The 9075-nt window shown below is 71.7% G+C and carries 10 protein-coding genes and 2 pseudogenes; 3 read left to right on the forward strand and 9 right to left on the reverse strand.

The annotated features are described in order from the left end of the window. Positions 1-171: 171 nt before the first annotated feature. The 5 genes and pseudogenes from ACFWR9_RS03875 to ACFWR9_RS03895 all read right to left on the reverse strand — a co-directional run. A complete protein-coding gene (locus ACFWR9_RS03875) occupies positions 172-999 on the reverse strand; it encodes a MetQ/NlpA family ABC transporter substrate-binding protein (protein ID WP_383835012.1) in 828 nt (275 codons plus the stop codon). A gap of 69 nt (positions 1000-1068) precedes the next feature. Then, on the reverse strand, positions 1069-1803 hold the full coding sequence (locus ACFWR9_RS03880) for a methionine ABC transporter permease (RefSeq protein WP_383835016.1): 735 nt from the start codon (positions 1801-1803) through the stop codon (positions 1069-1071). Next, positions 1800-2846 (reverse strand): methionine ABC transporter ATP-binding protein, encoded by a 1047-nt coding sequence (locus ACFWR9_RS03885; RefSeq protein WP_383835019.1) that lies wholly within the window; start codon positions 2844-2846, stop codon positions 1800-1802. Before ACFWR9_RS03885 ends, ACFWR9_RS03880 begins: the two co-directional genes overlap by 4 nt. Positions 2847-3283: 437 nt before the next feature. Beyond that, positions 3284-3502, reverse strand: a pseudogene (locus ACFWR9_RS03890) (HAD-IA family hydrolase); the annotation flags it as partial. Positions 3503-3727: 225 nt separating this feature from the next. After that, positions 3728-4108, reverse strand: a pseudogene (locus ACFWR9_RS03895) (HAD family hydrolase); the annotation flags it as partial. Positions 4109-4210: 102 nt separating this feature from the next. Here ACFWR9_RS03895 and ACFWR9_RS03900 point away from each other — a divergent pair. Both ACFWR9_RS03900 and ACFWR9_RS03905 read left to right on the forward strand, forming a co-directional pair. After that, a complete protein-coding gene (locus ACFWR9_RS03900; protein WP_383835022.1) occupies positions 4211-4570 on the forward strand; it encodes a hypothetical protein in 360 nt (119 codons plus the stop codon). Between the two features lies 1 nt (position 4571). After that, complete coding sequence (locus ACFWR9_RS03905; RefSeq protein ID WP_383835054.1) at positions 4572-4988, forward strand: hypothetical protein; 417 nt, start codon at positions 4572-4574, stop codon at positions 4986-4988. 23 nt (positions 4989-5011) lie between these two features. Here the strand turns inward: ACFWR9_RS03905 and ACFWR9_RS03910 are convergent, their stop codons facing one another. From ACFWR9_RS03910 to ACFWR9_RS03925, 4 genes are all read right to left on the reverse strand, one after another. Then, positions 5012-5509, reverse strand: coding sequence for a GNAT family N-acetyltransferase (locus tag ACFWR9_RS03910; protein ID WP_383835057.1), 498 nt, complete (start codon positions 5507-5509; stop codon positions 5012-5014). Positions 5510-5566: 57 nt separating this feature from the next. Next, the gene (locus ACFWR9_RS03915) at positions 5567-6061 is read right to left on the reverse strand and encodes an RNA polymerase sigma factor (protein ID WP_383835025.1); all 495 of its coding nucleotides are present in this window, start codon (positions 6059-6061) and stop codon (positions 5567-5569) included. Between the two features lie 74 nt (positions 6062-6135). Continuing rightward, positions 6136-7311: a glycerophosphodiester phosphodiesterase gene (locus ACFWR9_RS03920; RefSeq protein WP_383835028.1), complete on the reverse strand. Its 1176-nt coding sequence runs from the start codon at positions 7309-7311 to the stop codon at positions 6136-6138. Positions 7312-7521: 210 nt separating this feature from the next. Continuing rightward, positions 7522-7749 (reverse strand): hypothetical protein, encoded by a 228-nt coding sequence (locus ACFWR9_RS03925; protein ID WP_383835030.1) that lies wholly within the window; start codon positions 7747-7749, stop codon positions 7522-7524. A 200-nt stretch (positions 7750-7949) separates the two neighbouring features. Between ACFWR9_RS03925 and ACFWR9_RS03930 the strand changes: the two genes are divergently transcribed. Continuing rightward, on the forward strand, positions 7950-8621 hold the full coding sequence (locus tag ACFWR9_RS03930; RefSeq protein ID WP_383835032.1) for a lysophospholipid acyltransferase family protein: 672 nt from the start codon (positions 7950-7952) through the stop codon (positions 8619-8621). Positions 8622-9075: the final 454 nt, after the last annotated feature.

A 9075-nucleotide genomic window follows, 5' to 3' on the forward strand; every position in this document is an offset into this window, starting at 1 on the left:
CCGCTCACCCTATGGCGCTCGAGCCGTCCTGGCGGCGGCCGCACCCCTCAATCAGCACAAAACCACCCCCCCCACCCGCCCCCCCCGCCGCCCCCCCCCCCGGCCCGCGCCCCCCCGGCGCGGGACGCGCTGTTCGGATCCGGATCGGATCGGGATCGGATCAGAGACGGATCAGAAGGAGGGGAGCACGGACCCGGCGAAGTTGTCCTCGATGTACTTCTTGACCTCGGGCGAGGTGAGGAGCTTCGCGAGCTTCTTGACCCGCGGGTCGTCCTCCTGGCCCTCCTTGACGACGAGGAGGTTGACGTTCGGGTTGTCCTTTGCGGACTCCAGGACGAGGGCGTCCTTGGCCGGCTTGAGGTCGGCCTCCAGGGCGTAGTTGCCGTTGATGACCGCGGCGTCGACGTCGTTGAGGGAGCGCGGGGTCTGGGCCGCCTCCAGCTCCTTGAACTCGAGGTTCTTCGGGTTCTTGGTGATGTCGGCGGTGGTGGCCGAGTTGCCCGCGCCGTCCTTGAGGGTGATCAGGCCCTCCGAGGCGAGCAGCTGCAGCGCGCGGGCCTCGGTGACGGTGTCGTTGGGCAGGGCGATGGTCGCGCCGTTCTTCAGGTCGCCGGTCTTGTCGGCCTTGTGGGAGTACAGGCCGAGCGGCTCCAGGTGCACCGAGGCGACGGACTTCAGGTGCGTGCCGTTCTTCTTGTTGAAGTCCGCGAGGTAGGGCTCGGTCTGGAAGTAGTTGGCGCCCACCGAGCCGTCCTCCGTCGCCGTGTTCGGCGTGACGTAGTCGGTGAACTCCTTGACCTCCAGGTCGAGGCCCTCCTTCTGCGCCAGGTTGTCCTTGACGTAGGTGAGGATCTCGGCGTGCGGGACGGGCGTCGCGGCGACGACCAGCGGGCCGGAGGTGTCGGAGGCGGAGTCCTTGTCCGAGCCGCAGGCGGAGAGGCCGAGGGTGAGGGCTCCGGCGGCGAGGACGGCGGTGGTGATCTTGGCGGTGTTACGCACGAAAAGTGCCTTTCCTGAGGTGGTGCGACCCCGTCTCGGGTTATACGGGGAGTTTTTTGGGGGGTGCGGTCAGGCGACCTTGCTGACGTCGGCCGCGGCGGGTTCCTTCGCCTTGAGCAGCCGGAGCCTGGGGGCGGCGCCGCCGCGCCCGCGGCGGTGCAGGGTGCGGGCCGCGTAGTCGCCGGCGAACTGGATGAGGGAGATGGCGACGGCGAGGAGCGCGACGGTGATCCACATCAGCCCGGTCTCGAAGCGCTGGTAGCCGTAGCGGACGGCGAGGTCGCCGAGTCCGCCGCCGCCGACGGTGCCGGCCATGGCCGAGTAGCCGATGAGCGCGATGATCGTGGTGGTGGTGCTGGCGATCAGCGACGGGAGCGCCTCGGGGACCAGGACCTTGCGGACGATGGTCCAGGTGTTGCCGCCCATGGACTGGACGGCCTCCACGAGCCCTCCGTCGACCTCGCGCACCGCCGTCTCGACGAGCCGCGCGAAGAACGGGATGCCGCCGATGGCGAGCGGCACGATCGCGGCCTCGCTGCCGATGGTGGTGCCGGTGACCCAGCGGGTGAAGCTCATCAGCGCGACCATCAGGATGATGAACGGCATCGAGCGGCCCACGTTCACGACCTGGCCGATGACCTTGTTGACCACGACGTTCTGGAGCAGTCCGCCCCGGTCGGTGAGGACGAGGAGGACACCGAGCGGGAGTCCGGCGACGACGGCGATCAGGGTGGACCAGCCCACCATGATCAGGGTCTCCCAGGAGGCCTGCTCCAGCAGGGGCTGCATCTCGGACCAGGTCACTTGGCACCTTCCTTCACCAGCGGGGACGGCGCCTCGCTCGTCGCGTTCACCACGTCGATCTGGAGGCCCTGTTCGCGCAGGAAGCCGACGGGCACGACGTTGTCCTCGTAGCGGCCGGGCAGTTCGATGCGCATCCGGCCGACCTGGAGGCCGCCGACGGTGTCGATGGCCGCGCCGAGGATCGATATGTCGATGTTGTAGGTGCGGGAGAGCTGGGAGATGACCGGCTGGGTGGCGGCCTCGCCGTGGAAGGTGATGTCGAGGACGGTGCGGTCGTCCGCGGAGGCGTCGCCGCCGACCGGGAAGAGCGCGGCGGCCAGTTCGGAGCCCGGGGTGGCGAGGAGTTCGCCGACGGTGCCGGACTCGACGATGCGGCCGCGTTCCATCAGGGCGGCCGAGTCGCAGATGCTCTTGACGACGTCCATCTCGTGGGTGATGAGCAGGACGGTCAGGCCGAGCTGCCGGTTCAGGTCGCGCAGCAGCTGGAGGATGGAGCGGGTGGTGTCCGGGTCGAGGGCGCTGGTGGCCTCGTCGGAGAGCAGCACCTTGGGGTCGCCGGCCAGGGCGCGGGCGATGCCGACGCGCTGTTTCTGGCCGCCGGAGAGCTGGGCGGGGTAGGCCCCCGCCTTGTCGGCGAGGCCGACGAGGTCGAGCAGCTCCAGCGCCTTGCGGGAACGTTCCTTCCCTGACTTGCCGAGGATCTCCAGCGGCAGTTCGACGTTGTCCCGCACGGTCCGCGCGGAGAGCAGGTTGAAGTGCTGGAAGACCATGCCGATACGACTGCGCGCCTGCCGCAGTTCGCGGCTCGCGCGGGGGCCGCGGCCGGCCAGCGCGGTGAGGTCCTGGCCGGCGACGGTGACCGTGCCGGCGGTGGGCCGCTCCAGGAGGTTGACGCAGCGGATGAGCGAGGACTTGCCGGCGCCGGACTGGCCGATGACGCCGTACACCTCGCCCTCGCGGACGTGCAGGTCGACGCCGTCCAGGGCGGTGACCTCGCGGCCGCGTGAGCGATAGACCTTCGTGAGGCCCGATGTGGTGATCACGTGGGTTTCCGTCACTGTCGAGTGCGCGGCGCGGTGGTGGGCGCCGGGCACGGGGCGTTGTTCTTCGGGGGCTTGGGGTCCTTCGGAACGCGGCACGGTTCTCGCGGTGGCGGTGCGACCCGGTTGACCGGGGAGAAACGTGTGCGCGGGGCGTGGCTCAGCCGCGAGCGCGGGGCGCGGTGGCGGTCATGAGCGGCGCTCGCTTCGGGGCGCGAGGCTCAGGTGGTGCAGGGGCCCTCTAGAAGGCGCACATTCGACACGTGTGATGAGCGATTCGGCACATACAACGAGCACCGGGCGTCATCGTCGCCTCGGTCGCAGGGGTGCGGTCGCTCGTCGTGCTCATGCGATCAGTAAAGCAGACGTGTGCTCGTGACCGGACGGCGCTGTCCGGATGGTGGACAGCGGTGGACGGTGGGTGGTCGCGGGCGGGCGGATCAGCCCCGGACGACGATCTCGATGCCCGCGTCGGTGACCAGTGGGGACAAGGCCGACAGGTCGGTGACCACCAGGTCGGCGTCGAGTTCGCCCGGCTCGTGGGTTGTGGCCAACGCCACGGTCCGCATCCCGGCGGCGCGGCCGGCCCGGAGACCGGCGGGGGCGTCCTCGAAGACCACGCAGTCGGCCGGGTCGACGCCCAGGGCGCGGGCGCAGAGGGCCTGTCCGGCGGATCAGGTCGCAGGAAGAACGCGGCACCTCATCGGCGCCGGTGAGCGGGGTCTGGTGCGTCCGGCTGCAAGGCGGAGGAGGGCGGCAACGCGATGGGGGTCCCCCCGCGCGAGCGAAGCCGAGCGTGGGGGAGTTGACAACCGACGACAACGCCGCAGACGGGCGTGCCAGACCCCGCGTCTGCGGCATGATCCGCCGGGCAGGCCCTGTGGCAGGTAGGGCTCGGGGTCGGGCTTGCCGTGTGTGACGTCGTCGGCGGCGACGAGGTTCTTGGGGAGGATTTCGACGGCTGCGAGCCGGGCCTCGGCGAGCCGCCGGGTCGCGGAGGTGACCACGGCCCAGCGGTCGGCCGGGAGCGCGTAGAGGAAGTCCCGGGTGCCGGGCAGCAGTCGTACGCCGCCGTTCGGCACGTCCTCGACCTCCAGTTGCTCGATCCGTGCGACGGCCCGCGGCACCACGTCGGCGGGGAGCAGGTCGGCGGCTGTCTCCGCGGCGGTCCGGCCGTGCGGCTCGACCCGTGCGAACCGCTCCGCGGTGATCCCGTACTCACCGGCCCAGCGCGTCCAGCAGCGGCCCCCGGATTCGAGGGAGGATCTTCATCCCCCCGACCCTACGGGTCCGCTCCGGGTCGGTGCCGGGTGCCGCGGGCGGGGCCGGGGGCGGCGGGCCCTTTGGGCCGTAATAGGCTCGCTGCCATGCTTGACGCCCTGACGCTGGTGACCGGTGTCGCCGCGCTGCTGCTCGCCGCCTGGTGCGGCTGGGCGGCCTACCGTGACCAGCCGACCAAGGACTGGCACTTCATCGGCATGGCCGTGGTCTCGTTGCTGGCGCTGGTCCAGCTCGTGGTCGGGATCGTGCGGCTGGCGCGGGGCGAGGAGCCGGACCAGGGCACGACGATCTTCGTGGCGTACCTGCTGGGCGCCTTCGCCTGTGTCCCGGCGGCGGGGTTCATGTCGCTGGCCGAGCGCACCCGCTGGGGCTCGGTGACGGTGGCCGCGGGCGGCGTCGTCCTCGCGGTCCTGGAGGTGCGGCTGTATGACATCTGGGGAGGCTGACGTGGTGGCCACGGAGGAGAAGCCGGCCGGTGCGCGGCTGATCGGCGGGCCCGGGATCCTGCTGGTGTGGCTGTACGGCGTGATGGTGGTCGGCGCCCTGTCCCGCTCCGCGTACCAGATCGCGACCGAGTTCGACCGGGCGCCGCTGCCCTACACACTGTCCGCCCTCGCGGGCCTCGTGTACGGGTTCATCACCTACACGCTGGTGCGCGGCGGCGAGAGGGCACGCAGGGCGGCGGTGGTGTGCTGCGCCGCGGAGCTGGTGGGCGTGCTGACGGTCGGCACCTGGACGATGGTGGAGCCGTCCGCCTTCCACGACGCGACCGTGTGGTCCGACTACGGGATGGGCTACCTCTTCATTCCCGTACTGCTGCCGCTGTCCGCCCTGTACTGGCTGCGCCGGGCCCGCACCGCGTAGCGCCGTACGGTCCCGGCGGTGCGTCAGGCCGTGGTCGCGTAGGCCTTGGCGGGCTTCTCCAGGACGATCATCTGGACGCCGTCCGCGCCCTGGGCGGTGCCCACCGTCTCGTAGCCGACGCGCCGGTACAGCCGCAGGCCGCTCTCGCTGCGGTGTCCGGTGTGCAGGCGGAAGCGCTTGGCGCCCCGCTCGTCGGCGAGGGCGGCCTCGGCGGCCCGCAGCAGGCGGGCTCCGATGCCGTGTCCCTGGAGCCGGGGATGGACGCACAGCTTGCCGATGGCCGCGGCGCCGTCCTCGCTCACCCGGCCGCGCACCGAGCCGACGACCTCCTCGCCGAGCCGCGCCACGTAGACGCAGTCGGCGCCGACCTCCTCGCGCACGGAGTCCAGGGTCTGGACGAGCGGGTCGATGCGGTAGTTGCCGTACAGCGCCGCCTCGCTCTGGAAGCAGAGGTACTGCAGCCGGAAGATCTGCTCGGCGTCCTTTTCGGTCGCCGCCGAGATGGTCACGCTCATGCCCATGTGCGCATGCCTCCCGCTCACCTGATCACCTGTGGTCCCCCACTCCTATCCCCGTCCTCAGCGGGCCGCAACCTCCGGCGTCAACAATCGGCGCAGACATCCCAGACATCGGGAACGTTCCGGGCCAAGGCTGCCCTGTGAGATACCCAACTCCCCCGCGATCTCCCGGTATGTGAGGTCTCTCGGCGACAACAGCGCCTCCATCAGCCGGGGGCAGCGGCCGGGCAGCCGGCGCACGGCGTCGCGCAGGGCGCGGTGCCGGGCGGCGGCGAGGGCGAGTTGCTCGGGCTCGTGCTCGGCGGCACCGGCGGGTTCGGTCTCGTACGGCCACTCGTGCCGGGCCGTCCGGCGGGTGCGGCGGGCCTCGGTGCGGACGGCGCGGCGCAGCCAGCGGTGCGGGTCGGAGGGCGGGCCGTCGGCCTCCACGCGTTCCAGCAGGCGCAGCCAGACCGCCTGTTCGAGGTCTCCGGGCTCGGCCCCGGACGCATATGCCTCGGCCGAGGCCTCGGCGGTGAGGAGGGGGCCCAGGGAGGTGACCAGGTCGTGCGTCATATGCACGTCGACGCGGCCGCCCGGGCGACGGGTTGCCCGGACGGCCGAAGCTCACCCCAACCGGGGGCGGGCGCTCAGTCGTTGACGAAGTCCTCGCGGGCCAGCACGCCGGTGTCCGGATTGTCGGTGAAGATGCCGTCGATGCCGGTGGCGAAGTACGTGCGGAACGCGCCGAAGACGTCGCCGTAGGCGTCGGGGTCGCCGCCCTTGCGGAACTCGGCGGGCAGGAAGGGGTTCTCGTTGCGCATGGTGTAGGGGTGCAGGATCAGACCCGCGCGGTGCGCGTCGCGGACCAGGGTCGTCGGTTCGGTGAGCCGGCCCGCGGAGTCCTTCGGGATGATCAGGTCGAGCGTGGGGCCGATGCCCTGCGCGTAGGAGGCGATCTCCTTGAGGCCCTTCGGCGTGACGAGGTCGGCCGTGGTGCGCGGGTCGCCGGTCTCGACGAAGTCCCAGGGGCGGCTGTTCGCGCCGGACAGCAGGACGGCGAGGGGGTTGCCGACGAGCCTGTTCATCCGCTGGATGCTGGTGGGTTCGAAGGACTGGATGATGACGGGCGAGTTCTTCCGGTCCTTGCCGTACTTGCGCAGCAGCCGCGCGAGGCGCTCCTCCGTGCCCAGGCCCAGCTTGCGGAAGTAGGTGGGGTGCTTGAGTTCGGGGTAGATCCAGACCTGCCTGCCCCGCCTGCGGGTCTGCTCGTTCTGCCAGCGGAGCACCTCTTCGAAGGTGGGGATCTCCCAGCGGCCGTCGTAGAGGGTGTTGTGCGGGCGGTTGGCCGGGATGCGCTCGGTCGCGCGGAGCGTCTTCAGCTCGGCGAGCGTGAAGTCCTCGGTGAACCAGCCGGTGGTGGAGACGCCGTCGAGCAGCTTGGTGCGCTCGCGGTCGGCGAACTCGGGGTGGTCGGCGACGTCGGTGGTGCCGCCGATCTCGGGCTCGTGACGGCAGACGAGGTGACCGTCCCTGGTCGGGACCAGGTCGCCGGCCTCGACGATGTCGGCGCCCATGTCCAGGGCCAGTTCGTAGGAGCCGAAGGTGTGCTCGGGGCGGTAGCCGCTGGCGCCGCGGTGGCCGATGACGGTCGGGACGGGCAGGCCCTTCACGCCGCCGCCGTGTCCCCCGCCGTGCCCGGTGCCGGCGGCTCTGGCCGTGCCGGACAGGCCGAACACGGCTCCGCCCGCGCCGAGCACCGCGGCTCCGAGGAGCGCCCGCCGTCCGGTGCCGCCCGCCTGCTCGTCCGACTCCTGCGTTCCCATCAGGGCCTCCTGTCGTCCACGTCGGTGCGGGCCGATCGTAGGGCCGCGTACATGACGAGTGGGAGACCGTGGCCGGAACACGCGGGTGCGGGGTGATGTCGTGTGGGCGCGTCGTATGGGATGCGCGTCGGCTCCGGGGGGCCGGTGGGAGCGGTGGGTGCCGAGGTCTGACGGGCCGTCGGCTTGGGGGCGGCCGGGCGGGGTACGCGGTCAGTGGCCGCGGTCGTCGTGGCGGTGCCCGACGAGCCCCGTGGCCACGGAAGAGGGGTCGGCGGCACGGCTCCAGCGGCGCGCCTCGCGCAGTCCGCGCGTCGCGTGTGCTTCGATCCGGGCCGTGTCCGGGCTACCGGACCAACGACGCCGGTCCCTGCGGATCAGGACGGTGACGGCGGCGGCCATGACAGCACCGAGTACGGCGAGAGTGGCGAGGATGGGCACGCGGTTCCTTCCCGGTGGACGCGACCTGCCTCACATTCTCGCGAGGGCGTTGCGGCCCCCGCAACAATCCCTGCACCGCAGGTGAACGCACGTCAACACTGTGTAAGACCCGGGTGACCCGACGTGCGTGACCCCCTGGGCCGCGAGTAATGTCCTCACCTGCACAGACTCATACCGCATCCCCGACACCGGAGGACCCGTTGTCCCGCTTCGCGCTCATCAAGGCAGTGCTCGGCCCGATCATGCGCCTGATGTTCCGCCCACGGGTGGAGGGCGTGGAGAACATCCCGGGCGACGGTCCGGTGATCCTGGCCGGCAATCACCTCACCTTCATCGACTCGGTGATCATGCCGCTCAACTGCGACCGGCAGGTCTTCTTCATCGGCAAGGACGAGTACGTCACCGGCAAGGGCTTCAAGGGCCGGCTGATGGCCTGGTTCTTCACCGGCGTCGGCATGGTCCCGGTCGACCGGGACGGCGGGCGGGGCGGGGTCGCGGCGCTCATGACGGGGCGCCGCATCCTGGACGAGGGCAAGGTCTTCGGCATCTACCCGGAGGGCACCCGCTCCCCCGACGGCCGCCTCTACCGGGGCCGCACCGGCATCGCGCGGCTGACGCTGATGACCGGCGCCCCCGTCGTCCCGTTCGCCGTCATCGGCACCGACAAGCTCCAGCCGGGTGGCGCGGGCCTGCCCCGGCCGGGCAAGGTGACGGTCCGCTTCGGCGAGGCGATGGAGTTCTCCCGCTACGAGGGCATGGACCGCGACCGCTACGTCCTGCGCGCCGTGACCGACTCCGTGATGACCGAGGTCATGCGGCTGTCGGGCCAGGAGTACGTGGACATGTACGCGAGCAAGGCGAAGGCGGCGTAAGCCTGTCCGGCGGATCAGCGGGATGGGGGCTCGCCCTCTCCCACGTCCGCCGCGTTGCCGACCGCCCTCGCCGGCGCCGTCCTCCACCGTGCCGGCGCACGCGGGTCGGTCGGGCATCGCCGCCGGGCCGTGGCTTGATCCGCCGGGCGCGGCTGGAGCCTCGCACCTCGCGGAAGACGGGCCGTACAGCCCATGGACGGCAGGCCGCCCAAGGCGCGGACGGCGGGCCCCGTGGACGGCCGACCGCGCAATCGCGGACAGAAGACCGCAGGCCGCGGGCCCCGCAGACCGCTGGCAGCGGACCCGCCCAAGCCACGGACGGCAGCCCCCGCGAGACGCGGACGGCAGACGCCCAAGCCACCGACGGCCGGCCCCGCAGACCGCGGACGGCAGACGCCCAAGCCACGGACGGCAGGCCCCGCAGACCGCGGACGGCGAGCCGCACCTCAGGGTG

Origin of the sequence: Streptomyces sp. NPDC058534, assembly GCF_042717365.1 — a bacterium.
Classification (GTDB): domain Bacteria; phylum Actinomycetota; class Actinomycetes; order Streptomycetales; family Streptomycetaceae; genus Streptomyces.

What these genes read in the sequence shown, in the direction of transcription:
- ACFWR9_RS03900 (WP_383835022.1), top strand. Translation starts at nt 4,211, where the DNA reads ATGCTTGACGCCCTGACGCTGGTGACCGGTGTCGCCGCGCTGCTGCTC.
- ACFWR9_RS03910 (WP_383835057.1), bottom strand. Translation starts at nt 5,509, where the DNA reads ATGGGCATGAGCGTGACCATCTCGGCGGCGACCGAAAAGGACGCCGAG.
- ACFWR9_RS03915 (WP_383835025.1), bottom strand. Translation starts at nt 6,061, where the DNA reads ATGACGCACGACCTGGTCACCTCCCTGGGCCCCCTCCTCACCGCCGAG.
- ACFWR9_RS03920 (WP_383835028.1), bottom strand. Translation starts at nt 7,311, where the DNA reads ATGGGAACGCAGGAGTCGGACGAGCAGGCGGGCGGCACCGGACGGCGG.